26 protein-coding genes are annotated in these 24,876 nt (G+C 72.0%); 7 read left to right on the top strand and 19 right to left on the bottom strand.

The features are described from left to right. The first annotated feature begins 45 nt into the window (after positions 1-45). On the top strand, positions 46-1,032 hold the full coding sequence (locus NOCJ54_RS25615) for a LysR family transcriptional regulator (RefSeq protein ID WP_084255155.1): 987 nt from the start codon (positions 46-48) through the stop codon (positions 1,030-1,032). Here the strand turns inward: NOCJ54_RS25615 and NOCJ54_RS0112780 are convergent. The 5 genes from NOCJ54_RS0112780 to NOCJ54_RS25620 all read right to left on the bottom strand — a co-directional run bounded on the left by NOCJ54_RS0112780 (position 942) and on the right by NOCJ54_RS25620 (position 5,003). After that, entirely contained in the window at positions 942-1,742 is an 801-nt protein-coding gene (locus NOCJ54_RS0112780; protein WP_028655809.1) for an EI24 domain-containing protein, read from the bottom strand. The two genes, NOCJ54_RS25615 and NOCJ54_RS0112780, sit on opposite strands and share 91 nt — an antisense overlap. Further along, positions 1,742-2,719, bottom strand: coding sequence for a co-chaperone YbbN (locus tag NOCJ54_RS0112785; protein WP_028655810.1), 978 nt, complete (start codon positions 2,717-2,719; stop codon positions 1,742-1,744). Before NOCJ54_RS0112785 ends, NOCJ54_RS0112780 begins: the two co-directional genes overlap by 1 nt. Before the next feature lie 25 nt (positions 2,720-2,744). Continuing rightward, a complete protein-coding gene (locus NOCJ54_RS0112790; RefSeq protein ID WP_036517821.1) occupies positions 2,745-3,281 on the bottom strand; it encodes a PH domain-containing protein in 537 nt (178 codons plus the stop codon). A gap of 22 nt (positions 3,282-3,303) precedes the next feature. Continuing rightward, the gene (locus NOCJ54_RS29475) at positions 3,304-3,474 is read right to left on the bottom strand and encodes a hypothetical protein (protein ID WP_157514891.1); all 171 of its coding nucleotides are present in this window, start codon (positions 3,472-3,474) and stop codon (positions 3,304-3,306) included. A gap of 95 nt (positions 3,475-3,569) precedes the next feature. After that, on the bottom strand, positions 3,570-5,003 hold the full coding sequence (locus tag NOCJ54_RS25620) for a M1 family metallopeptidase (protein WP_051485804.1): 1,434 nt from the start codon (positions 5,001-5,003) through the stop codon (positions 3,570-3,572). 174 nt (positions 5,004-5,177) lie between these two features. Here NOCJ54_RS25620 and NOCJ54_RS0112805 point away from each other — a divergent pair, with 174 nt between their 5' ends. After that, positions 5,178-6,038, top strand: a complete 861-nt coding sequence (locus NOCJ54_RS0112805; protein ID WP_028655812.1) for a serine protein kinase RIO — start codon at positions 5,178-5,180, stop codon at positions 6,036-6,038. A gap of 18 nt (positions 6,039-6,056) precedes the next feature. Here NOCJ54_RS0112805 and metX read toward each other — a convergent pair whose 3' ends face one another. Together metX and NOCJ54_RS0112815 are read right to left on the bottom strand one after the other, a co-directional pair. Continuing rightward, positions 6,057-7,148 (bottom strand): homoserine O-acetyltransferase MetX, encoded by a 1,092-nt coding sequence (metX, locus tag NOCJ54_RS0112810; protein ID WP_028655813.1) that lies wholly within the window; start codon positions 7,146-7,148, stop codon positions 6,057-6,059. Between the two features lie 22 nt (positions 7,149-7,170). Then, on the bottom strand, positions 7,171-8,457 hold the full coding sequence (locus NOCJ54_RS0112815; RefSeq protein WP_028655814.1) for an O-acetylhomoserine aminocarboxypropyltransferase/cysteine synthase family protein: 1,287 nt from the start codon (positions 8,455-8,457) through the stop codon (positions 7,171-7,173). Positions 8,458-8,595: 138 nt separating this feature from the next. Between NOCJ54_RS0112815 and NOCJ54_RS25625 the strand changes: the two genes are divergently transcribed. Together NOCJ54_RS25625 and NOCJ54_RS0112825 are read left to right on the top strand one after the other, a co-directional pair. Continuing rightward, positions 8,596-9,543, top strand: coding sequence for an LOG family protein (locus NOCJ54_RS25625; RefSeq protein WP_036517824.1), 948 nt, complete (start codon positions 8,596-8,598; stop codon positions 9,541-9,543). Between the two features lie 30 nt (positions 9,544-9,573). Further along, on the top strand, positions 9,574-11,280 hold the full coding sequence (locus tag NOCJ54_RS0112825) for a TIGR03767 family metallophosphoesterase (RefSeq protein WP_028655815.1): 1,707 nt from the start codon (positions 9,574-9,576) through the stop codon (positions 11,278-11,280). A gap of 6 nt (positions 11,281-11,286) precedes the next feature. Here the strand turns inward: NOCJ54_RS0112825 and rlmN are convergent, their stop codons facing one another. Together rlmN and NOCJ54_RS0112835 are read right to left on the bottom strand one after the other, a co-directional pair. Beyond that, entirely contained in the window at positions 11,287-12,426 is a 1,140-nt protein-coding gene (rlmN, locus tag NOCJ54_RS0112830) for a 23S rRNA (adenine(2503)-C(2))-methyltransferase RlmN (RefSeq protein ID WP_028655816.1), read from the bottom strand. A gap of 46 nt (positions 12,427-12,472) precedes the next feature. Then, the gene (locus NOCJ54_RS0112835) at positions 12,473-12,847 is read right to left on the bottom strand and encodes a hypothetical protein (protein ID WP_051485805.1); all 375 of its coding nucleotides are present in this window, start codon (positions 12,845-12,847) and stop codon (positions 12,473-12,475) included. A 77-nt stretch (positions 12,848-12,924) separates the two neighbouring features. Here NOCJ54_RS0112835 and NOCJ54_RS0112840 point away from each other — a divergent pair, with 77 nt between their 5' ends. Together NOCJ54_RS0112840 and NOCJ54_RS0112845 are read left to right on the top strand one after the other, a co-directional pair. After that, complete coding sequence (locus NOCJ54_RS0112840; protein ID WP_028655818.1) at positions 12,925-13,716, top strand: tryptophan 2,3-dioxygenase; 792 nt, start codon at positions 12,925-12,927, stop codon at positions 13,714-13,716. Continuing rightward, the gene (locus tag NOCJ54_RS0112845; RefSeq protein WP_036517826.1) at positions 13,713-14,885 is read left to right on the top strand and encodes a kynureninase; all 1,173 of its coding nucleotides are present in this window, start codon (positions 13,713-13,715) and stop codon (positions 14,883-14,885) included. Before NOCJ54_RS0112840 ends, NOCJ54_RS0112845 begins: the two co-directional genes overlap by 4 nt. Before the next feature lie 4 nt (positions 14,886-14,889). Here the strand turns inward: NOCJ54_RS0112845 and NOCJ54_RS0112850 are convergent, their stop codons facing one another. The 9 genes from NOCJ54_RS0112850 to rpsB all read right to left on the bottom strand — a co-directional run bounded on the left by NOCJ54_RS0112850 (position 14,890) and on the right by rpsB (position 23,048). Further along, positions 14,890-15,753, bottom strand: coding sequence for a phosphatidate cytidylyltransferase (locus tag NOCJ54_RS0112850; protein ID WP_232221774.1), 864 nt, complete (start codon positions 15,751-15,753; stop codon positions 14,890-14,892). A 51-nt stretch (positions 15,754-15,804) separates the two neighbouring features. After that, positions 15,805-16,359, bottom strand: a complete 555-nt coding sequence (gene frr, locus NOCJ54_RS0112855) for a ribosome recycling factor (protein ID WP_186449854.1) — start codon at positions 16,357-16,359, stop codon at positions 15,805-15,807. A gap of 77 nt (positions 16,360-16,436) precedes the next feature. Then, on the bottom strand, positions 16,437-17,150 hold the full coding sequence (gene pyrH, locus NOCJ54_RS0112860; RefSeq protein ID WP_028655822.1) for a UMP kinase: 714 nt from the start codon (positions 17,148-17,150) through the stop codon (positions 16,437-16,439). Positions 17,151-17,192: 42 nt separating this feature from the next. Next, complete coding sequence (locus tag NOCJ54_RS0112865; RefSeq protein WP_028655823.1) at positions 17,193-18,374, bottom strand: phospholipase D-like domain-containing protein; 1,182 nt, start codon at positions 18,372-18,374, stop codon at positions 17,193-17,195. Then, a complete protein-coding gene (locus NOCJ54_RS0112870; RefSeq protein ID WP_051485806.1) occupies positions 18,371-18,658 on the bottom strand; it encodes a hypothetical protein in 288 nt (95 codons plus the stop codon). Before NOCJ54_RS0112870 ends, NOCJ54_RS0112865 begins: the two co-directional genes overlap by 4 nt. Beyond that, positions 18,655-19,923: a TFIIB-type zinc ribbon-containing protein gene (locus NOCJ54_RS0112875; RefSeq protein WP_028655825.1), complete on the bottom strand. Its 1,269-nt coding sequence runs from the start codon at positions 19,921-19,923 to the stop codon at positions 18,655-18,657. The genes NOCJ54_RS0112870 and NOCJ54_RS0112875 overlap by 4 nt, the downstream gene beginning before the upstream one ends. 25 nt (positions 19,924-19,948) lie before the next feature. Then, complete coding sequence (locus NOCJ54_RS0112880; protein ID WP_028655826.1) at positions 19,949-21,151, bottom strand: SHOCT domain-containing protein; 1,203 nt, start codon at positions 21,149-21,151, stop codon at positions 19,949-19,951. A gap of 155 nt (positions 21,152-21,306) precedes the next feature. After that, positions 21,307-22,116 carry a translation elongation factor Ts gene (gene tsf / locus NOCJ54_RS0112885; protein ID WP_028655827.1) on the bottom strand — a complete coding sequence of 270 codons (810 nt, stop codon included), beginning with the start codon at positions 22,114-22,116 and terminating at the stop codon, positions 21,307-21,309. A 38-nt stretch (positions 22,117-22,154) separates the two neighbouring features. Next, positions 22,155-23,048 (bottom strand): 30S ribosomal protein S2, encoded by an 894-nt coding sequence (rpsB, locus tag NOCJ54_RS0112890; protein ID WP_028655828.1) that lies wholly within the window; start codon positions 23,046-23,048, stop codon positions 22,155-22,157. Positions 23,049-23,362: 314 nt separating this feature from the next. On the opposite strand from rpsB, the gene NOCJ54_RS25630 reads away from it, so the two are divergent. Beyond that, on the top strand, positions 23,363-23,962 hold the full coding sequence (locus NOCJ54_RS25630; RefSeq protein WP_198020209.1) for a murein hydrolase activator EnvC family protein: 600 nt from the start codon (positions 23,363-23,365) through the stop codon (positions 23,960-23,962). On the opposite strand, the gene NOCJ54_RS0112900 is transcribed toward NOCJ54_RS25630, so the two are convergent. Next, complete coding sequence (locus tag NOCJ54_RS0112900) at positions 23,910-24,860, bottom strand: tyrosine recombinase XerC (protein ID WP_028655829.1); 951 nt, start codon at positions 24,858-24,860, stop codon at positions 23,910-23,912. The two genes, NOCJ54_RS25630 and NOCJ54_RS0112900, sit on opposite strands and share 53 nt — an antisense overlap. Between the last annotated feature and the right edge of the window lie 16 nt (positions 24,861-24,876).

The raw sequence follows: 24,876 nt of genomic DNA on the forward strand, positions 1-24,876 counted from the left end.
AAGCACCAGCAAACAGTTGTGCGTGATTCCGTGTAGCGTTGCTGCATGATCGACCTCGACGCCCTCGCCGGCCTGCGTGCCGTCGCGACCCACGGCTCCGTCGTCGCCGCGGCCGCCGCCACCGGCTTCACCCCGAGCGCGATCTCGCAGCAGGTCAAGCGCCTCGAGCGGCAGACCGGGGTCCCGCTGCTGGAGCGGGTCGGCCGCGGGGTGATGCTCACCAGCCACGCCCAGCACCTGGTCGACGCCGGCGAGCGGGTGCTCGCCGACCTCGAGCAGCTCGAGGCCGGCCTGCAGCAGCGGGCCGGCGTCGTGGCGGGCCGGGTCCGGCTCGCGGCGTTCTCCACCGCGATGCGCGGGCTCGTCGCGCCCGTCGTCCGGTCGCTGCGCGACGCCCACCCCGACCTCGCGCTCACCCTCGTCGAGCGCGAGCCGTGGGAGGCCGTCGACCTGGTGGCGTCGGGCCAGGCCGAGCTCGGCATCGTGCACCGCTGGGGCGGGGTGCCCCTGTCGGTGCCGGACCACGTGGTCAGCACCCCGGTCGCCACCGACGTCGCCGACCTCGTCGTGCACCGCGACGACCCGCTCGCCGCGCGTGCGTCGGTGACGCCCCACGACCTGCTGGACGTCGGCTGGATCGCCACGCCCGAGGGCACGATCTGCCGCCAGTGGCTCTCCCGGATGTACGACGGCACCGGGCGCCCGCCGCGGGTGGCCCACGTCTCCGCGGAGTTCGAGTCCCACCTCGCGCTGGTGCGGGCCGGCCTCGGCGTCGCGCTGGTCCCGCGGATGGGCCGGGCGCCGCTGGGCGAGGACCTGGTCGCGGTCCGCGTGCTCGACCCCGAGCCGGTGCGCCTCGTCGACGCCCTGCACCGGCGCACGATGGCCGACTCCCCCGCCGTGCAGGCGGTGCTGGCGGCCCTCGCCGGGCTCAACCCGGCTCAGTCGGATCCGACAGACCCCACGGGGCCGGCAGGCCCGACGACCGAGTCGCCGGCCGGGAGCCGGTCGAGCACCTCGCGGGCGAAGTAGGTCGCGCCGGCCACCGCGCCGGGCATCACCGCGATCCCGCCGAGCGGAACCAGGAAGCAGGCCTGCACGCAGACCCCGAAGCCGGTCACCGCGCCGCGGTGCGCCTTGAGCAGTGCGGCCCGCTCGGCGCGGTCCATCCCGCGCGCCTCGAGCGGGCGGGACACCAGCTCGTTGGCGAGCAGCCGGCCGGCCAGCACGAGGCCCACCGCGAAGCCGACGAAGGCGCCCACCAGCGGCAGGAGGCCGATCACGAAGACGAGGACCGCGGTCACGACGCCGAGCAGCACGAGCTGGAGCCCGTCGACGATGCCGCGCAACCAGCCGACGCCCTGGTCGGGGACGTCACCGCCGAGGGAGACCTCGACCTCCTTCCAGATCTTCTCGTAGAAGGGGTCGCCCACCGCGAGGGTCAGGCCGGTGAAGGTGACGATCGCGAGCATCCCGGCCCCGGCGAGGACGAGCACGAAGAGCAGCGCCCGGAAGGTCGTGCGGACCGCGCCGGCCCAGTCGTCGGCGAACGGCGTGGCCCAGTCGATGAGGTCGTCGGCGTACATGACGAGCAGGACGAGGACCGTCAGCACCAGGGCACCCACGATCAGTGCGGGCACGATGCCCAGCAGCATCAACCCCGGCCGCTCGCGCCACAGCCGCATGCCCTGCAGCAGGAAGCCCGCACCGTCGCGGACCCCGAGCCCGCGCTGGGCCGGCATCAGAACAGGGCCGAGGCGAGGGCCTGGCGACCCTTGAGCACCCGCGGGTCGTCGTTGCCGACCGCGCCGAAGAGCCCGACGAGGTGCTCGCGGGCCTTGTCCCGCTCCTTGCCGGACGTGCGGCGGACCAGCTCGACGAGGCGCGCGAACGCGTCCTCGACGTGGCCGCCGAGCATGTCGAGGTCGGCAACCAGGGTCTGCGCGTCGACGTCGTCGGGGTTCGCCGCCGCCGCGGCCCGGGCTGCGTTGAGGTCGACGCCCTGGGTGCGCTGCAGCACCTTCGCCATCGCCAGGCCGGCCGCGGCCTCCTGGTCGGCCGGGTTGGCGTCGACGAGCTTCTGGTACTCCGCGACCGCGGTGTCGATGTCGCCGGCGGCCAGCGCGTCCTGCGCCGGCGCGTAGCGCGGGTCGACCTGGGGCTCCTCGCCCTCCTCGCCGCTCGGTGCGGCGCCGAAGGCGTTGGGCTGGTGCCGCCCGGCGATGCCCTGCGCGGTGAGCTGCTGGGCGAGCTGGTTGAACAGCGCGCGGATGTCGTCGATCGGCGCCGCGCCGGGGATCGGCTGGGTCGCCGGCCGGCCGTCGAGGATGACGAGCATCAGCGGCACCTGCGGGATCTGCATCGCCTGCGCGATCTGCGGGACGGCGTCGACGTCGATGGTCGCGGCGAGGAACCGGCCGTCGTACTCGTCGGCCACGGTGGCGACGTCGCGGGCGAGCTGGGCGCTCTCTGGCGACTGCGACGGCGAGTGGAAGACGAGCACGACCGGCGCCGTCATCGACGCCTCGAGCACGCTCTGGAAGTTGGCCTCGTCGACCGCCACGGAGTACGCCGAGCTGCTGCCGGCGCCGCTCGCAGGCCCGCCTGCGGGGGCGCCGGGCGCACCGCCGGCCGGTGCCGCGCCGGGGGCCTGGGCGGCGGGCCGCTTCAGCGCCGAGAGGTCGATGGCTCCGGGTCGGGAGAACGGCTGCTGCGTCATGGCAGCAAATCCTACGGAACCGGCGTCAGTTGGGGACGCGCGGCCCGCGCAGGCCCGAGCGCTGGACGACCCGCTGGATGGCGAGGTCGCGCTCGTCGGGGCGTCCGACGTACCGGATGTCGCGCAGCCCCTGCTCCTGGGCGGCGGACTCGAAGCAGAAGTGCCCGAAGCCGAGCAGCCGGCCGTGCAGCGGCTTCTTCACCGAGATGTCGAGGATCCGGCTCAGCGGCATGGTGGCCAGGCTCTGCGAGAGCACGCCGTGCACCCGGAAGACCCGCATGTTGGTGATCACGAAGCGGTCGCGGAGCACGGCCAGCCCACCCCAGGCGGCGTGCCCGAGCAGGCCGACGGCGAGGACGATGAGGAACCAGGCGACCTCGACGGCGACGAACCAGCTGCCGACCAGCAGCACCATCGCGAGCGCGGCCTCGGCGGCAGGACGCAGGTAGGCGAACCAGTGGTGGGTCACCTCGTCGACGACGACCTCACCCTCGTCGCGCAGCAGGTGCTTGCCGATCCTCGGGTCGCCGAGCCGCAGGACGACCCCTGCGACGAAGCTCATGGGCGCCCCGGCTCCCCGGGCGTCAGCCCATGGCGCCGACGAAGTCGATGACCCCGTCGAACGCCTTCGTGGTCAGGTCCCACCCGTTGCTCGCGGCGCTCTTGGACGTCTCGGCCAGACCGGAGGGGTCGGTGAACATCCAGAACCCGAGGAACACGACCACCACGAGGGCGATCAGCTTCTTGGCGTCCATCGGCGGGCGTCTCCATCCTGGTCTGGGTCGCTGGGGGCACAGCTCGTCACATTGGTACCAAAGGTCCCACCCGTCGCGCGGGAGGCGCGCTGGGCTCAGCCGCACCAGCCCGGGGCGAGGCCGTTGGCCGCCGTCGGCGCCGGCACCGTGCCGGCGCGCAGCCAGGCGTCGAAGAACCCGTCGAGGTCCTGCCCGCTCACGGTCTCGGCCAGCGCCTCGAACTGCGCGGACGTGGCGTTGCCGTCGTGGTGGTCGGCGACCCAGCGCCGCAGCAGGGTGCGCATGGTCGTGGCGCCGATCCTGTTCTGCAGCGCGGCCAGCGTGAGCGCACCGCGCTGGTAGACGGCCTGGTCGAAGATCCGGTCCTTGCCCGGGTCGCCCAGGTCCAGCCTCCAGAACCGGTCGCGGCGGAACCCGCACAGGCCAGCGTAGGTGTCGCGCAGCTGGTCCACCACGGACAGCCCGCCGTGCGCTGCCTCCCAGGCGTACTCGGCGAAGGTCGCGAAGCCCTCGTTGAGCCACATGTCGCGCCACCGGCGCAGCGACACGCTGTCGCCGAACCACTGGTGCGCCACCTCGTGCACGACCACGCCGGGGTAGATCCAGGCGCCGTACGTCGGCCGGGTCTGGTTCTCCAGCGCGAAGTCGACGTCGATGGCGGTCACCAGCCCGCCCGTGGAGGTGAACGGGTAGTCGCCGAGCCACTTCTGCAACCAGTCGGTGACCGGGCCGGTGCGGCGCAGCTGGCGCAGCGCGCGGGCGCGGGTGCCGCTGGGGAGCTGGCGGGAGACGGCGTAGAAGTAGGGGATCCCCTGGGCCGTGCGACCGCGCTCGGTGACGAAGCTGCCGGCAGCGAAGTAGGCGAGGTAGGTCGCCATCGGGTCGCTCATCCGCCAGTGCGTCGTGGCCCGCTTGCCGTGCACGACCCGCTTCAGGCGGGTGCCGTTGCTCACCACGGTCTTGCCGCGCGGCACGTTCACCCGGATGTCGAAGCGCGCCTTGTCGGAGGGGTGGTCGTTGGACGGGAACCACCACGGCGCCATGTGCGGCTGGTTCATCGTGACGACCTCACCGGCGTTGGCCAGCCAGCTGCGCTCGCCGGCGTAGCGGTGGGCGCCGGGGCGGCCGCGGTAGGTCACGTCGACCTCGAACACCGTGCCGGCGCGGATCGCGCGGGCCGGGACGACCCGCAGCTCGTGCGGGCGCGGCCGCGAGAAGCGCGCGGCGCGGCCGTCGACGCGGACGCGCGACGCCGGCAGCAGCAGGTCGAGCGAGAAGCTGGCGAGGTCGCGCTTCGCGCGCATCGTCGCGACGGTGCGTCCGCGCAGCTCGCGCTTCGCGAAGTCGTAGCGGACCCGGACGTCGTAGTGCAGGGCGTCGGTGCCGCCGTTGCCGTCGAGCGGCCAGTAGGGGTCGGGGCCGCGCACGGAGCCGGCGACCGCCTCGCGGGGCAGCGGCTGCGCGGAGGCGCCGGCGAGCCCCGGGACCACGAGCATCATCAGGACCAGGAGGACCGACCGCCAGCGCACGACGTCACCCTACGGCCTCGCGGCCGGTAAATAGGTTGCCGCGTCGCCTGGCTGCGGGGACCATCGGTCCCGTCGTCCGCAGCCCGCGGACCCGTCGAGAGGAGCGTGACATGTCCATGACTGTCGTCGGCCTGCCCGCAGACCGATCCCTCTCGACCCCCAGGAGCACCCGACGTGTCCCAGGAGCACCTCTCCACCTCGATCGAGGCTGACCTCGATCCCCGTTTCACCTTCGACTTCACCGCCTACGACGAGGACCTCGAGCCCGGCCAGCGCTGGTCGACCTGGCTCGACGTCGAGCCGCTGTGCCGCGGCCCCGAGCCCCGCCCCGACTGGGTGGTGACCTCGCAGGGCGCCGTCGACACCGAGCTCGGCATCCTCAAGACCGGCAAGGAGGCCGACGTCTTCCTGGTCGACCGCACCGACCCGCACGATCCGGCGCAGTCGGTCGTGCTGGCGGCGAAGCGCTACCGCTCGACCGAGCACCGCACCTTCCACCGCTCGGCCGCCTACACCGAGGGCCGCCGGATGCGTCGCTCGCGCGACGAGCGCGCGGTCAACCGCAAGAGCACCTTCGGCCGCGAGGTCGCCGCCGGCGAGTGGGCCGTCTCCGAGTGGGCCGCGCTGGTCCGCTGCTGGGAGCTCGGCCTGCCGGTCCCCTACCCCGTGCAGGTCGACGGCACGGAGATCCTCATGGAGTGGATCACCGTGGACGGCGAGACGGCCCCCCGACTGGCCCAGGCCCGGCCCGAGCCGGGGACGCTGGCCTCCTACTTCGACCAGCTGCGGGCAGCGATGGCCACGCTCGCCCGGGCGGGTCTCGTCCACGGCGACCTGTCGCCGTACAACCTGCTCGCGGCGGGTGACCGGCTCGTCGTCATCGACCTCCCCCAGCTAGTCGACCTCGTCGGCAACCCACAGGGATTCGACTTCCTGCTCCGCGACTGCACCAACGTGTGCTCGTGGTTCGCCCGGCGCGGGCTCGAGGTCGACCCCCAGGAGCTCTACGCGGAGCTGGTGGCACACGCCTTCTGAGGGCGGGCGGCGTCGACGTCAGGCCAGGAACGCGCTGATCTCGTCGTGGTAGCCGGGCGGCTCGAGCAGGAACGAGTCGTGCCCCCACGGCGAGGACAGCTCGGTGTGCTCGACGTCGACGCCGCGCGCCGCGAGCTCGTCGCGCATCCGCAGCGAGTGCGGCGTCGGGAAGCGCCAGTCCGAGTCGAAGGACAGCAGCCGGAAGCGCGCCGACGGTACGACGTCCGGGTAGGCCGCGAACGGGTCGAAGTAGTCCATCGACCGGGTCAGGTAGAGGTAGCTCAGCGCGTCGAAGCGCTGGAGGAAGCGCTCGCCCTGGTGCTGCAGGTAGTGCTCGACCTCGAAGTCGGCCGAGAGGCGCCGCTCGGCGCCCGTCGTGTCGCGGCGCAGCGCGAACTTGGTCTCGAGCGACTCCGCCGACACGTAGGTGATGTGCGCCATCATCCGCGCGACCTTCATCCCGTGCCGCGGGCTGACGCCCTGCTCGGCGTACCACCCGCCGCGGTAGTCGGGGTCCTCGAGGATGGCGGCGCGGGCGACCGCGGAGAAGGCGATGTTCTCCGTCGTGAGTCGCGAGCTGGCCGCGACCACGACCGCGCGCTCGATGCGCTCGGGCTCCTGGTGGGCGAGCTCGAGGACCTGCATGCCGCCGAGCGAGCCGCCCACGCCGGCGTACACGCGCTCGACGCCGAGGTGGTCGAGCAGGCGCCGCTGCACCAGCACGAGGTCGGCGATGTCCACGACCGGGAAGTCCGGCCCCCACATCCGGCCGGTGGCGGGGTTGATGGACAGCGGTCCGGTGGTGCCGGAGCAGCCGCCGAGCAGGTTGGAGCTGATGACGAAGAAGCGGTCGGTGTCCAGCGCCTTGCCCGGGCCGATGAGGTTGTCCCACCAGCCGCGCCTCTTCGCACCGAGGTGGAGCCCGGCGGCGTGCGCGTCACCCGTCAGCGCGTGGCAGACGAGGATCGCGTTGTCGCGCGCGGCGTTGAGGGTCCCGTAGGTCTCGTAGGCGACCTCCACGTGGGGCAGCTCCGCTCCCCGGCTCAGCACCAGCGGGCCGTGCTCGGTGAGCACGGCCCGCTGGGTCTCGACGTAGCCGAGTGTCGTCACGGCGGACGAACCTACCGCTGCCTCACTTCGCGGCGTTCAGCGCCTGCTCGAGGTCGGCGATGAGGTCCTCGACGTTCTCGATGCCGATCGAGAGGCGGACGAGGTCCTCGGACACACCGGCGGCCTCGAGCTCGTCGGGCGTGAGCTGCGAGTGCGTGGTGGTCGCGTTGTGGACCGCCAGCGACTTGGCGTCGCCGATGTTGACCAGGTGGCTGAACAGCTCGAGCGACTCGATGAACTTCTTGCCGCCCTCGCGACCGGACTTCACGCCGAAGGAGACCAGGCCGCCGTAGCCCTTGCCGGTGAAGTAGCTGTCGGCCACCGACTTGTAGGGGCTGTCGTCCAGGCCCGGGTAGGACACCCAGGCGACGGCGTCGTGGCCCTGGAGGTACTTCGCGACGGCCAGCGCGTTCTCGCTGTGGCGCTCCATGCGCAGGTGCAGCGTCTCCAGGCCCTGCAGGAACAGGAAGGAGTTCAGCGGCGCGATCGCGGCGCCGGTGTTGCGCAGCAGGACCGTGCGGGCACGGATGATGTAGGCGAGGTTGCCGACGGCCTCGGTCCACACCACGCCGTGGTAGGCGCCGTCGGGCTGGGTGAGGCCCGGGAACCGCTCCGAGTGCGCCGCCCAGTCGAAGTTGCCCGAGTCGACGATGACACCGCCGATGGAGGTGCCGTGGCCGCCGATGTACTTGGTCGCGGCGTGCACCGCGACGTCGGCGCCGTGCTCGAAGACCCGCGCGAGGTACGGCGTGGTCGCGGTCGCGTCCACGATGAGGGGCAGGCCCTGCTCGTGCGCGGCGTCGGCCCACGCACGGACGTCGACGACGTTGACCTTCGGGTTGCCGATGGTCTCGGCGAAGACCAGCTTGGTCTTGTCGTCGACGTGCTTCGCGAGCTCCTCGGGCTTCTCCGGGTCGACGAAGCGGACCTCGATGCCGTACTGCGGCAGCGTGTGCGCGAACAGCGCGTAGGTGCCGCCGTAGAGGGTGGACAGCGCGACGATGTTGTCGCCGGCGTAGGTCAGGTTGAGCACCGAGTAGGTGATCGCCGAGGAGCCGGACGCCGTCGCGAGGGCACCCACACCACCCTCGAGCTGCGTCATCCGGTCCTCGAAGACCGACTGCGTCGGGTTCATGATGCGGGTGTAGATGTTGCCCGGCTCGGCGAGCGCGAACAGGTTCGCGGCGTGCTCGGTGTCGTTGAAGACGTACGACGTCGTCTGGTAGATCGGCACCGCGCGCGAGTTGGTCGCGGGGTCGGGCTGCTCCTGGCCGGCGTGGACCGCCAGGGTCTCGGGACGGTAGGTCATCGTTGGCTCCTGTCGAGGGGTGCGATCATGTCGCCTCTTCCGCGAAACTGTAGTGAACCGCTCAAGTATTCCGGTCCAGAATGGTCCAACGTGCGGACCCCGGCGCCCGTCACGGCGCCTCCGGTAGCGTCCCGAGGCGTGAGAAGCACCCGCAGCCGCAGCCTCGTCGTCGAGGCCCGCAGCGACGTCGACCGGCAGTGGCAGGCCGGCGCCGGCGAGGCGGCCAGCTCCCACCTGTCCGGCGTCGACATCACCCGGGCGGTGCTCTACTCCACCGCCGAGCTCTACGACCGCGACGCCTACGCCGACACCTTCGACGCCCGCGCCTACGCCTGGGCTCGCTCCTCGTGCGGGCCCGCCGAGGCGCTGGCCGAGGTGCTGCACGACCAGGCGATCGACACCGCGCTCGCCGCGTGGGTCGCCGAGCGCTCGCTCGTCGGGGTGATGGGCGGGCACGCCGCCGACCGCGGGACGCCCACGTACGCCGACGCCGCGCGCCTCGGACGGCTCCTCGGTGTGCAGCACGTGGTGGCGACCGGTGGGGGTCCGGGCGCGATGGAGGCGGCGAACCTCGGCGGGCGGATGGCCGGCCTGCCCGAGGAGGCACTCGCCGAGGCGCTCGACCGGGTGTCCGTCGTACCGTCGTTCCGGCCGTCGATCGACGGCTGGGTCTCCTCGGCGCGGCACGCGCTGGAGCTCAGCCCCGAGCCGACCCCCTCCCTCGGTGTGCCGACCTGGCACTACGGCCACGAGCCGCCGAACCTGTTCGCCACCGACGTCGCGAAGTACTTCCGCAACGCGCTGCGCGAGGCGATCCTGCTGCAGGTCTGCGACGCCGGGATCGTGTTCCTGCCCGGCGCCGGCGGCACGGTGCAGGAGGTCTTCCAGGACGCGTGCGAGAACTACTACGCACCGGAGGACGAGGTCGCGCCGATGGTGCTGGTCGGGAAGACCTACTGGACCCAGACCCTGCCGGCGTGGCCGCTGCTGCAGGCGCTGGCCCGCGGCCGGGCGATGGAGGAGCACGTGCACCTCGTCGACACCGTCGAGGAGGCGGCCGAGCTGTTCGCCGGAAACCACACGTGACCCAGGTCATGCAAGGGTCGTTGCTGGTCCGTGGAGATCTCTCGTCGTGACCTGATCCGCAAGACCATCGCCGCGGGAGGCCTCGCTGCGGCGGCCACCGCGCTCCCCGGCGTGCTGCGCTCGGCGGCGAGCGCGCAGGGCTCGACCGTGCAGCAGACCTTCGCCACCGGTGCCCCCGGTCCGGGCGGCTACCGTCCGGTGATCTCCGTGACCGGGGAGGCGCACACGGTCCGCCCGGGCCTCGGCGTCGCGGCGGCGCCCGGCCGCGCCCGGCAGGGCATGATCGCCTTCGTCCAGCTCAGCGACATCCACATCGTCGACGCGCAGTCGCCGCTGCGCCTGGAGTGGACCGACCGGCTCGACGACCCCAGCCCGCTCCCCGGCGTCGGGCTGTTCACGTCGTCGTACCGCGCGCACGAGATGCTCGCCGGCCAGGTCTCCGACTCGATGGTCCGCGCGATCAACCGGATCGCGACCGGCCCGGTCACCGGCAAGCCGCTCGCGCTCGCCATCCAGACCGGCGACAACTCCGACAACTCCCAGCTCAACGAGGTCCGCTGGAACATCGGGATCCTCAACGGCGGCACGGTGAAGGTCGACTCCGGCAACCCCAACAAGTGGGAGGGTGTCGCGGACAGCAACCCGGCCACCTACGACCTCGGGTACTGGCACCCGCACGGCAGCCCCGCGGGCAAGCCGGCCGACCGCCCCCGCGCCGAGCACGGCTTCCCGGTCGTCCCCGGCCTGCTCGACGCCGCCCGCCGCTCCTTCGCGGCGGAGGGCCTGGACATCCCGTGGTACTCCGTCTTCGGCAACCACGACGGCCTGGTGCAGGGCAACTTCCCCACCAGCACGCTGCAGCTCAACCTGCTCGCGCTCGGCTCGCTGAAGATCATCTCGCCGCCGCTCGGCCTGCACCCGGCCCAGCTGCTCGACGACCTGATGACCAACCCGGCGGCCCTGCTCACCAACCTCCTCGGCGGCGCCCTCAACACCGTCGTCCGCGTCGTGCAGCCCGACCTGAACCGCCGCCTGCTGACCCGCAAGCAGGTCGTCGAGCAGCACTTCGCGATGGGTGGGCAGCCCTTCGGCCACGGCTTCACGACCACGAACCGGCAGAAGGGCACGGCGTACTACCACTTCGACAAGGGTGACGTCCGGTTCGTCGCCATGGACACCGTCAACCCGAACGGGTACGCCGACGGCTCGCTCGACCAGACCCAGTTCGCGTGGCTGACGAACCTGCTCGACCAGTCCACCGACAAGGTCGTGATGGTCTTCAGCCACCACACCTCCGACACGATGGGCAACCCGCTCATCGCGACCGGCGGCAACCTGGAGCCGCGGGTCACGGGAGGCGCGGTGCTCGACGCGCTGCTCGCCCGCCCGCAGGTGGTCGCGTGGATCAACGGCCACACCCACCGCAACAAGATCACGCCCCGGACCCGTCCGGGCGGCGGCGGGCTGTGGGAGATCACGACCGCCTCGCACATCGACTGGCCGCAGCAGGCGCGGATCATCGAGGTCGCCGACAACGCCGACGGCACGCTGTCGATCTTCACCACGATGGTCGACCACTCCGGCCCGGCGTCCTCGGGCGCCGGGACCGCCAACGCCCAGCAGCTGGCCGGCCTGGCCCGCGAGCTCGCCGCCAACGACTGGCACGACCACGCCGACGGGTCCGGCGCGCCGGAGGACCGCAACGTGGAGCTGCTGGTCCCGAACCCCCTCAGCTGAGGGGCGTCACTCCGAGGCGGCGAGCTGGCCGCAGGCCGCGTCGATGTCGCTGCCGCGGGTGTCCCGCAGCGTGGTCGCGATGCCCCGGGCGGTGAGGCGACGGACGAACTCGTCCATGTCGTCCTCGCGCGAGCGGGTGAACCGGGAGCCGGGCACCTCGTTGAGCGGGATCGGGTTGACGTGGACCCAGCCGGTGCCACGGCCGTCGCCGGACAGCACGTCGGCGAGCAGGTCCGCGCGCCAGCCCTGGTCGTTGATGTCCTTCATCAGGGCGTACTCGATGGAGACCCGGCGACCCGTCTTCGCGAAGTACTCGTAGGCTGCGTCGACCGTCTCGGCCACGGAGAACCGGGTGTTGATCGGGACGATGTCGTTGCGGAGCTCGTCGTCGGGCGCGTGCAGCGACAGGGCCAGGGTCACCGGGATGCCCTCGCCGGCGAGCTGCCGGATCCGGGGCACCAGTCCGACCGTGGAGACGGTGACGTGGCGCGCCGAGAGGCCGAGCCCGGACGGCGCCGGCTCGGTGAGGCGTCGTACGGCGCCGAGGGTGGCCTTGTAGTTCGCGAGCGGCTCGCCCATGCCCATGAACACGACGTTCGAGAGTCGGCCCGGGCCGCCCGCCACGTCGCCGTTCGCCATCGCGCGGGCACCGACCACGACCTGGTGCACGATCTCGGCGGTGGACATGTTGCGCTGCAGGCCGCCCTGGCCGGTCGCGCAGAACGGGCACGCCATGCCGCAGCCGGCCTGGCTGGAGATGCAGATCGTGGCCCGGTCCTTGTAGCGCATGAGGACCGACTCGACGAGGGAGCCGTCGAAGAGCTTCCACAGCGTCTTGACGGTCTTGCCCTTGTCGGCGGTCTGCTCGCGGATCGAGGTCATCAGGTCCGGCAGGAGCGCCTCGACCAGCGCCGCACGCTGCCCGGCGGGCAGGTCGGTCATCTGCTCCGGGTCGTCGACGAGGCGGGAGAAGTAGTGGGTCGCGACCTGCCTGGCCCGGAAGCCGGGCAGGCCCATCTCGACCAGGAGGTCCTTGCGCTCGTCGACCGTCAGGTCCGCCAGGTGGCGGGGAGGCTTCTTGCGCCCACGCGGCTCCGCGAGGACGAGGGGAAGCGGCGTCGGGGCGGCCGCGGGCTGGTCGGACATCTCCTCGATTGTCCCACCCCGGCGGTGGCAGGCCGAATCGTGCGGGTCAGGCGTCCTTCTTGAGCAGGAACCACAGGACCGCGGCGGCGACTCCCCCGACCACGATGATCGTGGAGACCATCCCCAGCAGCATGTACCGCGCGAACCGGCGGGTCCGGGGCGGCACCAGCATCGCGATCGGCACGACCAGCAGCAGGAGCACGAAGGGGAACAGCTCCTCCGCGCGCTCGTACCCGGCGATGCTCTTGATGACGGCGGCGTACAGGCCGGGGACCACGATGATCGACGCCATGCCGGTGAAGAAGCCGGCGAGCGGGAAGAAGACGGGGTGCCCGCGGTGGAACCAGTCCGGCCGGCGGGACCCCGCGGCCGCGCCGTCCGTCTCGTCCGCCAGCGTGCGGTCGCCGATTCCCTCGCTCATGTCCGGCCGATCGTATCCGCCCCGGCCCCAGCGCGTCGTGCTGGCCGTCCTCTGGGGCGACCTGTGACAGTAGTGAGGTGACCGATCAGCACCCAGCGCTGACCTACAGCAGCTACCTCGCCCTCGACGACGTCCTCGCCGCGCAGCACCCCCGCTCGGACGAGCACGACGAGCTCCTCTTCATCGTCATCCACCAGGTCTACGAGCTCTGGTTCAAGCAGATGCTCCACGAGCTGGGCGGGCTCCAGGCCCGGCTGGAGGCGGGTGACACGCCGCGGGCCCTGCACACGCTGGGCCGGGTGCTGGCGATCCTGAAGGTCGCGGTCGCGCAGGTCGACGTCCTCGAGACCATGACGCCGCGCCAGTTCACGAGCTTCCGTGGCCGTCTCGACGCCTCCAGCGGCTTCCAGTCCGAGCAGTTCCGCGAGCTCGAGGCCACCCTCGGCCGCCGTGACGTCCGGGTCTTCCAGCACTACCCGGAGGGCAGCCCGGGCCGGGAGCGGATCGCCGCGGCCATGGCCCGGCCGTCGGTCTTCGACTCCTTCCTGCGCTACCTCGCCACCCAGGGGTACGACGTCCCGCCGGCCGCGCTCGAGCGTGACCTCACCGCGCCGTGGGAGCCCTCGCCGCAGGTCCAGGACCTGCTGCTGGCCGCCTACGCCGACGACGGCGGCGCGGCACAGGTCGCGGAGCGCCTCGTGGACCTCGACGAGGGCCTGCAGGAGTGGCGCTACCGCCACGTGAAGATGGTCGAGCGGACCATCGGCGCCAAGCCCGGCACTGGCGGCTCGGCCGGTGCGGCCTACCTGTGGGGCACGGTGACCACGCAGCTGTTCCCCGACCTCTGGGCGATCCGGAGCCGGATGTGATCGCCCCCGCCGAGCTCGCCGCCCACTACTCCCGGTTCCGTGTCTGCGAGCGGCTCCTGCTGACCGGGCACTCCCACCAGGCCTGGCCCGACGTCGCCCGGGACGCGGTCATCGAGGCGTGGGACGACGCCGCCTCGGAGGTCGACCGCAAGTGGGAGCGCGCCGCGGCGAAGGGCGACCGGTTGCGGGCCGGGGTCCGCACGCTGCTCGACGACCCCGGCAGCGAGGTCGCGCTCGCCGCGAGCACCCACGACCTCGTCGTGCGCTTCCTCTCGGCCCTCGACCTGGGCCGGCGCCCCCGGCTGGTGACCACCGACGGCGAGTTCCACTCCGCGCGCCGCCAGCTCGCCCGGCTCGCCGAGGCCGGCCTCGACGTGGTCCGGGTCCCGGCCGGGCCGGTCGAGTCCCTCGCCGAGCGGCTGGCGGCGGAGGTCGACGACCGGACCGCCGCGGTGGTGGTCTCCTCGGTCCTGTTCGAGACCTCCCGCCTCGTGCCCGGCCTCGACCAGCTCGCCGCCGCCTGCGAGCGCCGGGGCGCCGAGCTGCTCGTCGACGCCTACCACCAGCTCGGCGTCGTGCCGCTCTCCCTCCCCCGGGCCGGCCTGGCCGAGGCGTGGGTCGTCGGCGGCGGCTACAAGTACCTCCAGCTGGGCGAGGGCAACTGCTTCCTCCGGGTGCCGCCGCACGCCGCCGGGCTGCGACCGGTCGTCACCGGCTGGTACGCCGAGTTCGGCGACCTGGCCGGTGCGCCTCCCGGTGGGGTCGCGTACGCCGCCGGGGCCGCGTTCGCCGGGGCGACCTACGACCCGACCAGCCACTACCGGGCCGCGCGGGTGCTCGACTTCTTCGACGAGCACGGTCTCACGCCCGAGGCGTTGCGCGAGCGCTCGCTGCACCAGCGCGGCCTGCTCGTGGAGGCGTTCGACGAGCTGGACCTTCCCGACGACCTCGCCACCCGGGACCGGGAGGCGCCGGCCGAGGCCTTCGGCGGGTTCCTGGCCGTGCTCTCCGACCGCGCGGCGCAGCTGCAGGAGGGGCTGGCCGCTGCCGGGGTGCACACCGACAGCCGGGGCCGGCACCTGAGGTTCGGCCCTGCGCCGTACGTCACCGACGAGCAGCTGCGCGCGGCGATGACCGCGCTGGGCGAGGTGGCGCGGCGGCTCGGCTGACGGATCAGGTGAAGATGCCGTAGTGCAGGAGCAGCCAGATCGGGGCGATCGTCGCGAGCAGTGAGTCGAGACGGTCCATCAGGCCGCCGTGGCCGGGGATCACCTGGCTCATGTCCTTGATGCCGAGGTCGCGCTTGATGACCGACTCGCACAGGTCGCCCAGGGTGGCCATCACGACGGCGATGAGGCCGAGCGCGACGCCGATCCACCACTCGCCCTCGAGCAGCCACACGACGAGGGCGACACCCGCACCGACCGTGGCGATCGCGGACCCGGCGAAGCCCTCCCACGACTTCTTGGGCGAGATCACCGGCGCCATCGGGTGCTTGCCGAACAGCACGCCGGCGACGTACCCGCCGATGTCGGAGGCGATCGTGACCAGGATGAACGTGATGATGCCCTGCACGCCGGCGTCGTCGAGGCCGCCGCCGGTGCGACCGCCCTCGGCCAGCATCAGCGCCACGAAGGAGCCCAGGAAGGGCAGGTAGACGAGCGCGAAGACCGATGCGGTGGCGTTCTTGACGTAGCCGTCGACGCCGCGGCGCAGCAGCCACAGCATGATGACCAGCGCGCTGACGGCGGTGGCGGTCACCAGCGCAGCCGAACCGTACAGGTAGGCGACCACGACCATGACGACGCCGCCCACCATGAGCGGCTGCTCCGGCAGGTCGATGTCCTTGGCGAGCAGGCCCTTGCGCAGCTCCCAGACCGCGACCACCACGGCGATCGCGACGATCACCATGAAGGCGGGCTTCCAGAAGAGCAGCGACGCGGCGACCGCGCTCAGCAGGACGACGGCGGAGGCGACCGCGGCCTTGAGGTCACGGCCGGCCCGGCCGTGGTCCTTCTGGGGGGCGGTGCCGGGCACGAACGGGTCAGACGACGGCGACGTCGACATGGAAGTGGAGCGGCTCGAGGATCAGACCTCGAGCAGCTCGGCCTCCTTGTTCTTGAGCAGCTCGTCGATCTGGTCGGTGTGCTTCTTGGTGAGGCCGTCCAGGCGCTTCTCGGCGCCGGTGACGTCGTCCTTGCCGACCTCGCCGTCCTTCTCGAGGCGCTCGAGGTTCTGCTTGGCCTTCTGGCGCACCTGGCGCACGGCGACCTTGCCGCCCTCGGCCTTCTCCTTGGCGAGCTTGATGAACTCGCGACGGCGCTCCTCGGTCAGCTCCGGGAACACGCAGCGCAGCTGCTTGCCGTCGCTGGCCGGGTTCACGCCGAGGTCGGAGTCGCGGATCGCCTTCTCGACGTTGTTCAGCGCGCCGACGTCGAAGGGCGAGACGATGATGATGCGGGGCTCGGGGGCCGTGAACGACGCGAGCTGCTGCAGCGGCGTCGGCGTGCCGTAGTAGTCCACCATGATCTTGCTGAACATGCTGGGGTGCGCCCGGCCGGCCCGGATCGCCGCAAACTCCTCACGGGTCGCGTCGACCGACTTGCCCATCTTCTGGTCGGCCTCGTTGAGGATGTCGTTGATCACCGGTTCTCCTTCTTGCTGGTCACACCTGTTGGTCGAGCCCGTCGATCGAGCCTCTGGGCGAGCCCGTGGAGGCGTCAGCCCGCGCTGACCCGCGTGCCGATCCTCTCACCCCGGACCACGCGGAGGATGTTGCCCTCGGGCTCCATGCCGAAGACGATCATCGGGAGCTTGTTCTCGCCGCAGAGGGCGAAGGCCGTCTGGTCCATGATCCGCAGGCCCCGCGCGATGGCCTCGTCGTAGCTGATCTCGTCGAACTTGGTGGCGGTCGGGTCGACGTGGGGGTCGGCGCTGTAGACGCCGTCGACCCCGCTCTTGGCGACCAGCACCACGTCGCACTTGCTCTCGAGGGCCCGCTGCACGGCCACCGTGTCGGTGGAGAAGTAGGGCATGCCCATGCCGGCGCCGAAGATCACGACGCGGCCCTTCTCCATGTGGCGGATGGCCCGGCGCGGGATGTAGGGCTCGGCGACCTGGCCCATCGTGATCGCGGTCTGCACGCGGGTCTCGACGCCCAGCTTCTCCAGGAAGTCCTGGAGCGCGAGGCAGTTCATGACGATCCCGAGCATGCCCATGTAGTCGGCGCGCACGCGGTCCATGCCGCGCTGCTGGAGCTCGGCGCCCCGGAAGAAGTTGCCGCCCCCGGTCACCACGGCGATCTGGACACCCGCGTCGACGACCGCCTTGATCTCACGGGCGATCGCCTGGACGACGTCGGGGTCGACGCCCACCTTGCCGCCACCGAAGACCTCGCCCGAGAGCTTCAGCAGGACTCGCTTGTAACCGGGCACCAGGGTCCTTCCAGTCGGTGGGTGGGAGCGGTCCCGAGGCTATCAGTGCCCCTCCGCGACGGCGCGCTCGATCATGCCGTCGAACCAGCGCACGTAACGGGCCCACGACCGCCTGCCGGTGGCGTCGATGTCCACGACCACCTCGTCGCGCGGCAGCGAGGGGGTGCCGAAGTTGTCGCTGCCGGTGAGCACGTGCCGGTGCGGGGTCCCGTCCGCGTCGGTCCAGCTCAGCAGGCTGAGCTTGCTGTGCACGTCGTCGCCGTCGTCGTACGCCGCGCTGTGCACCTCGACGCCGGCGTCGCGCAGGACGCGGACGATCTCGCGCCCGATGTTGAGCGCGATCACCTGGACCCGTGCCCCGGCCCGGGCCTTGGCGGCGACGATCTCCGCGATCCGGCGTCCGCGCTCGCCGTGCCAGGCGTACATCGCGAACCGCAGGTGGGTGCCGCGGGCGGGCAGGTCGCGCAGCACGGCCTGCACCGGGTCGGTGTCGAGGTCCCAGCCGGGGAAGAACCACACCCGGTGCCGGCCCAGCACGGGGGCGTAGCCGGGTCCGCGGGGCGGCTCGAGGCCGACCTGGTCGCGGAAGTCGCGGTCGAACACCCGCCAGACGTCGCGGCGGCCGACGAAGACGTACATGTCGCTGTACTGCTGGGTGGAGTAGTACGACAGGTTGGCCGAGCCGACCACCACCACCCGTCGGGAGTCGCCGACCTTCGTGAAGGTCCACGTCTTCTGGTGGGTCGCCGTTCTCGGCCCCCGCCCGGACCCGCGGGAGAGGTAGATGAAGGACTCCTTGCGCCGGCTCGTGCCGATCGCCTCCTTCATCCTCGCGACCGCCTTGAAGTCCTTCGACGCGTGGCGGTTCGCGATCACCTGGACCGCCACGCCGCGCTCGTGGGCGTCGATGAGGGCGTCGGCCACGGGGCGCAACGAGAACGACCGGGTGATGATCCGGATCCTCTCCCCCGGCGGCGTGCGCGCGACCAGCTCGAGCAGGCGCGCGACGACGGGGTGCTCGGCCGCCTGGGTGTCCGGGTCGTCGACCGGGGTGCCGAGGACGACGCCGGGGCGCACCTCGTAGGGGCCGGCGACGTAGCCCGTCGGCCCGGCGGCGGCCCCGTGGGGCTCGTCGGAACGCGCACCGGTGCAGGCCGTCGTGACGAGCAGCACCGCCAGCAACGGCCCGAGCAGCCGGCGGGTCCCCGCTCCGGGGCCGGTCATCGCTGGCGCTGCACCCGGACCCGGAACTTGTCCTTGTTGTCCCCGTCGATGTCGGAGTCCCGCGTGCGGGAGATGTGGTGGACCTTCGTCTCGCCGCCCTGGACGGGCTGGGCCTCGATGATCGTGTCCCGCTCGTACTGGTGCGACTTGTCGGTGTTCCGGTAGTAGCGGTAGATCAGCCAGTAGGTGCCCACGGCACCGGCGGGGCCGGCGGCGAGCAGCCACAGCGGGGCGTCGTCCCCGTCGGCGAGGACCAGCAGCTGCGTGAGGATCTCCGGGATCATGCCGTCGCCACCAGGATCGCGCCGGCGATGCCCTCGAGGAAGGTGCCGACCGTGAACGCCGCCAGCACCAGCCTGGGCTGCGAGACCGGGATGCTGCCCATCGTCTCCCCCGTCCGCGCGTTGACCGCGATGTAGTGCAGCAGGCCGTTGCTCTCCTGCTGGTAGGAGTACAGCCAGACCGGCAGGTACATCGAGACCCAGCGGGAGCCGGCGACGTCGACCTTCTCCTGCTCCCAGCGCACCCCCCGGTCGAAGCGGCCGAGCGAGCCGCGCACCTGCGAGCGCCCGATCGAGAGGAGCTGGTCCTCGAGGACCGGGGTGACCGCGTCCACGTTGAGGTCGCGCTTCTCGCTGGTGAAGCCGACGAGGTAGCTCGCGTTCCAGCGGACTGCGTTCTTCGTGTCGAACGGCAGGATCGTGTTGATGATGTTGTTGGTGTTGGCCGGGCCGATCTGGGCGCGCTCCGAGGACCCCTCGACGGTGAGGTCGTCGACGGTGAAGGCGACCTGGCGATGCACCTGGTAGACGTCGGCGGCGTAGTAGGTGACCCGGTTGTCACCCTGCTTCTCCGTCCAGCGCCGGGTCTGCACCTCGCCCTTGCCCCAGTACTCGGTCTCGGCGCGGGCGTCGATGACCAGGTAGGGCAGGTAGACGCCGAGCACGTTCTCCGGCACGAACTCCTTCTTGAACCGCCGGTGGGCGAACAGCCGGCGCGAGGAGGCGAACTCCCGGATCTTCTCGACCGCCTCGTCCTTGGTCAGCCGGAACGGCAGGACGGCGTCGGGCACGGCACCGTTCGGGATCTGCTGGTTGACGTTGAGCGTGTGCCGGCACCAGTGGCACCGGGCGTTGAGGGAGCTCTTCGTGTCGACGACGACCTCGGCCCCGCACGCCTCGCACTTGAACGTGAGCACGTCCGCGACGTCGGCCTGGATGTCCTGGGCACCGCTGGCGACCACCGTGCCCTCGAGGGTGTCGATGCCCTCGCCGAGGCCGAACTCCTCCTCGACGCGTGCCTCCTGCCACTCGTTGCGGCAGAACAGGCACACCAGCATCCCGGTCGAGCCCCGCAGCCGGACGTCCGTCGACCCGCACTTGGGGCAACGGTTGAGTCCGTCCCTGAGCGACTCGTTGACCGTCTCGATGCTCGGGGCGTCCTGGTCCCCTCCCTCGGCTGCCGCCCTCGCGGCTGCCAGCTCCTCCTCGAGCGAGAGCGGCGGACCGTCGAAGGTCGGCTGCTTCGGCTCCGCGGGTTCCTGCGTCATCTCGGCGTCCGTCGTGCTCGGCGGGTCAGAGTCCCAGAGCCTTGGCCTTCGCGGCGTCGTAGTCCTCCTGGGTGATCAGCCCGGCGTCAAGCATCTCCTTGGCGCGCTTGAGGACCGTCATCGGGTCGTCGGCCGCCGGGGCCGCGGGCTGGGCCGGGGCGGCCGGCTGCGCGGGCGCCTGCTGGGCCGGGGCCTGCTGCGGCGTGGCCGGCTGCTGGAGGCCACCGAGGCCCATGCCGCCGGTCGCCATGCCCATGCCGATCAGGCCGCCGGGGCCCGCGTTCTCACCGGCCGACTCGATGCCCGCGGCGACGGACGCCTGCAGGTTGGAGTTGCCGCGCGAGCCGGACAGGGCGTCGGCACGCTGGACGTTCTTGAGCAGCTCGCGGGTGTTGGCGTCGTACTCGATGGCGACGAGCGCCACCTTCACGATCTCCAGGCCGCGGTCGGTGCGCCACTGGTAGTTCTGCTCCACCGCGGCCGACAGCGACTGGGCGAACCCGATCGAGTCCTGCTGCAGGCGGGTGATCCGGTTCCCCTTGGCGGGGTCGTTGGTGTACATCGAGAACGCCGGCGCCAGCGACCCGACGACCTCGTTGAACAGCTGCTCGCCGGCCGGGTTGTCGATGTCGGTGAAGTCGAAGGTCCGGTGGCCGCCGATGACCTCGGCCGGCACGAAGTTCCGGATGAACGTCAGGGGGTCGGTGATCTTCAGCGTGTAGGTGCCGCGGGTGATGGCGCCGACCTGGGTGTTGAGGAAGGCGTCGTCCCAGTAGATCTCCGACTGGGTGCCGAACTTGTTGTTCGGCAGCTCCTTGAGGGTGACGAAGACCGCGTTCTGCTGCGCCGAGGGGCGCCCGCCGAACTTGAACCGCTCCCACGACTGCTTGATGACCGAGTCGACGAGGCCGCCACCGGAGAACACCGACTGCGAGGCCGGCTCGTCGGAGTTCCAGATGTAGGCGCCCGGCTCGGCGGCGAAGCCGGTGAAGGCGCCGTCCTCGAGCAGGACCAGGCCGTAGCCCTCGGGGACGATGATCTTGGAGCCGTTGGTGATGACGCCCTCGGAGCCGCGGGTGTTGCTGCCGCGGCCGGCGTTCTGGCCCTTCGCGACGGCCGGGAAGACCGCCGTGGTGGACGAGACCCCGTCCGGGACCCCGTAGAAGTCGAGCCACTGGTCGCCGAGCGTCCCGCCGACGGCGCCGATCGCAGCCTGGATGAGTCCCACCTGACATCTCCTTCACCTGAGCGAACCGCGCCCGCGGAGGCAGGCGCCACCGACACACCTGTCCCTGGGCCGGGGTCAACAAACCTAGCCGAGACGACGACGGCCGGCACCACTTTCGTGGTGCCGGCCGTCGGATGCCGGTGAAGGCGGGTGCGTCAGACGCTGGCCTCGAAGCGGGCGAACCGCTTGACCGTGGTGCCGGCCTCGTCGAGGACGGCCTTGACCGTCTTCTTCGACTCCGAGACGGACTCCTGCTCGAGCAGGACGATCTCCTTGAAGAAGCCGTTGAGACGGCCCTCGACGATCTTGGCGACAGCAGCCTCGGGCTTGCCCTCCTCGATCGTCTTCTTCGTCAGGACGTCCTTCTCGGCCTCGACGATGTCCGCGGGGACCTCGTCGCGGGTGAGGTACTTCGCCTTGAGCGCGGCGATCTGCATCGCGGCGCCGCGGGCGGCAGCCTCGTCACCCTCGTACTCGACCATGACGCCGACGGCCGGCGGCAGGTCGGCGGCACGCTTGTGCAGGTAGACCGCGACGGGGCCGTCGAAGTACGCGACGCCGCCGAGCTCGATCTTCTCGCCGATGGTGATGGCGAGGTTCTCGACGACCTGGCCGACGGTGCTGTCGCCCAGTGGCAGCGCCTTGGCGGCCTCGGTGTCGGTGGCCTTGCCAGCGTCGACCGCCTGGGCGATCTGCTGCGCGGCCTTGATGAAGTCCTCGTTCTTGGCGACGAAGTCGGTCTCCGACTTCAGCTCGATGAGCGCACCACCCGCGTTGGCCACCAGGCCGGCGGAGGTCTCCCGCTCGGCGCCACGGGCGGCAGCCTTGGCCGCGCCCTTGACGCGGAGCAGCTCGACGGCCTTGTCGAAGTCGCCGTCGGTCTCGTCGAGCGCCTTCTTGCAGTCCATCATTCCGGCGCTGGTCAGCTCACGGAGCTTCTTGACGTCAGCAGCAGTGAAAGCCATGAATCCTCTTCGCTCTCTGGAAGGAGTGTGGTGGTCGCTCAGGCCTCGGCCGGGGCGTCGGCGGCCTCGGTGGAGGCCTCCTCGGCGGGGGCCTCGGCGGCGGGGGTCTCGGCCGACTCGGCGGCGGGGGCCTCGGCAGCGTCGGCGGCGGGCGCCTCGGCGGGCTTCTCAGCACCCTCGAGCAGCTCGCGCTCCCACTCGGCCAGCGGCTCCTGCGCAGCCGGGCTCGACGAACCGGCACCGGAGCGGGCCATGAGGCCCTCGGCGGCGGCGTCGGCGATCACGCGGGTGAGCAGGCCCACCGCGCGGATGGCGTCGTCGTTGCCCGGGATCGGGAAGTCGACGTCGTCGGGGTCGCAGTTGGAGTCCAGGATCGCGATGATCGGGATGCGCAGCTTGCGCGCCTCCTCGACGGCGAGGTGCTCCTTGTTGGTGTCGACGATCCACACCGCGGAGGGGGTGCGGGTCATCTCGCGGATACCGCCGAGCGACTTGTTCAGCTTGTCGCGCTCGCGGCGCATCTGCAGCAGCTCCTTCTTGGTGCGGCTGCTGCCCGCGACGTCGTCGAAGTCGATCTCGTCGAGCTCCTTGAGGCGGTTGATCCGCTGGTGCACGGTCGAGAAGTTGGTGAGCATGCCGCCCAGCCAGCGCTGGTTGACGTAGGGCATGCCGACGCGGGTCGCCTGCTCGGCGATCGCCTCCTGGGCCTGCTTCTTCGTGCCGACGAACATGATCGTGCCGCCCTTGGCCACGGTCTCCTTGACGAAGGCGTAGCTGCGGTCGATGTAGGCCAGCGACTGCTGCAGGTCGATGATGTAGATGCCGTTGCGGTCAGTGAGGATGAACCGCTTCATCTTCGGGTTCCAGCGACGGGTCTGGTGTCCGAAGTGGACGCCGCTCTCGAGGAGCTGGCGCATGGTCACGACAGCCATGATTTCTCCTGTTTCATTTCAGTTGGTCCTGTCGTCTGCACGCGATCCGACCGCCCGACCCGGAGGATCGTGCGGACTGAGGATCGACGCCCACGGGCGATCGGGGCCGGTTCTCCAGGAGAGACCCCGTCGTGGTCAGCGGACGAGCGAATTCCGGTCCAGGCGGACCGGTACTGCTCAGCCTACGGCGTGACGCCTCTCCCGGCCCAATTGCGGCCGGGAGCCGTCCACAGGACGGGGTCCGTCGGCGCGTCGTCCACAACCCGCTCCCCCGGGACCCGGTCACCGCCGGCGCCGGGGCGCACGCTCGCACCGTGCCCTCGTCCCGACGCCCCACCCTCGTCCTGCTCGCGCTCGCAGCCCTCTCGCTCCTCCTGCTCCTCCTGCTCCCGGCCCCGCCCGGCCGCGCGGCTCCGGGCGACGACCCGGTCGGCGAGTGGCCCCTGCGCCCCCGGCCGGAGGTGGTCGACCGGTTCGACCCACCGGCAGTGCCGTGGGGCGCGGGGCACCGCGGGGTGGACCTCGCCGCCCGCCCCGGGCAGGTCGTGCACGCCGCGTTGCCGGGCCGGGTCACCTTCGCCGGGCGGATCGCGGGACGCGGGGTGGTCACGGTCAGCCACGGGGACACCCGGACGACCTACGAACCGGTCGCTGCGACGGTGGAGGTGGGCGACCTGCTTCCGGCCGGGGCGCCGCTCGGCCGCCTGGAGCTGGCCGGGTCGCACTGCTTCCCCCGGGCCTGCCTGCACTGGGGCTGGCTGCGCGGGGAGACCTATCTGGACCCGCTGCGCCTGGTCGGTGCCGGCCCGGTGCGGCTGCTGCCGCTGTGGCGGGACGCGCCGTGGCCGCTGCCGGCCGGCCTCAGGCCCGCGGGTGCGCCTGCTGGTAGGCCCGGCGGAGGCGGTCGGTGGTGACGTGGGTGTAGCGCTGGGTGGTGGCCAGCGAGGCGTGGCCGAGCAGCTCCTGGACCGAGCGCAGGTCGGCGCCGCCCTCGAGGAGGTGGGTCGCCGCCGAGTGCCGGAGCCCGTGCGGTCCGAGGTCGGGGGCGCCGGGCACGTCGGCGAGGCGGCGGTGGACCAGGGTGCGCACCGCACGCTGGTCGATCCGCCCACCGCGGGCTCCGAGGAAGAGGGCCGGGCCGGAGCCGGGACGCGCGAGCGCGGGTCGCCCGTGGGAGGTCCACCGGTCCAGCGCCTCCGCGGCGGGACGCCCGAAGGGCACGGTCCGCTCCTTGCGACCCTTGCCGAGGACGCGCACGACGTTGCGGTCCCGGTCGACGTCGTCGACGTCGAGCGCGCAGAGCTCCCCGACCCGGACGCCCGTGGCGTAGAGCAGCTCGAGCATGGCGACGTCGCGCAGCCCGAGCGGGCTGCCGTCGTCGGCGAGCTCGGCTGCGGCGGAGATCAGCTCCCGCGCCTCGTCGACGCGCAGCAAGCCGGGCAGGGTGCGGTGCGGCTTCGGGGACCCGAGCGCGGAGCCGGCGTCCGCGGGGGCACGGCCCGTGCGAGCCAGCCACCCGGTGAAGACCCGGGCCGCGGTGGCGCGGCGGGCCAGCGTCGTGCGGGACAGCCCCGAGGCCTGCTGCCGGGCGAGCCAGCTGCGCAGCGTGCGCAGGTCGAGCTCGGCCGGACCAGCGAGGTCGAGGCGGGCGGCGTGGTCGAGCAGGCTCCCGACGTCACCGAGGTAGGCCTTGACCGTGTGCCTCGCGAGGTCGCGCTCGGAGACCAGGTGGCGCTCGTAGTCCCCGAGCAGGCGGGCGGCCCACTCGGGAAGGGCCGCCTCGACGGCGGCCGCGGCGTCGGACGGGCTCACGTCCTCATCGTAGGGA

Origin of the sequence: Nocardioides sp. J54, from assembly GCF_000519005.1 — a bacterium.
GTDB lineage: Bacteria > Actinomycetota > Actinomycetes > Propionibacteriales > Nocardioidaceae > Nocardioides.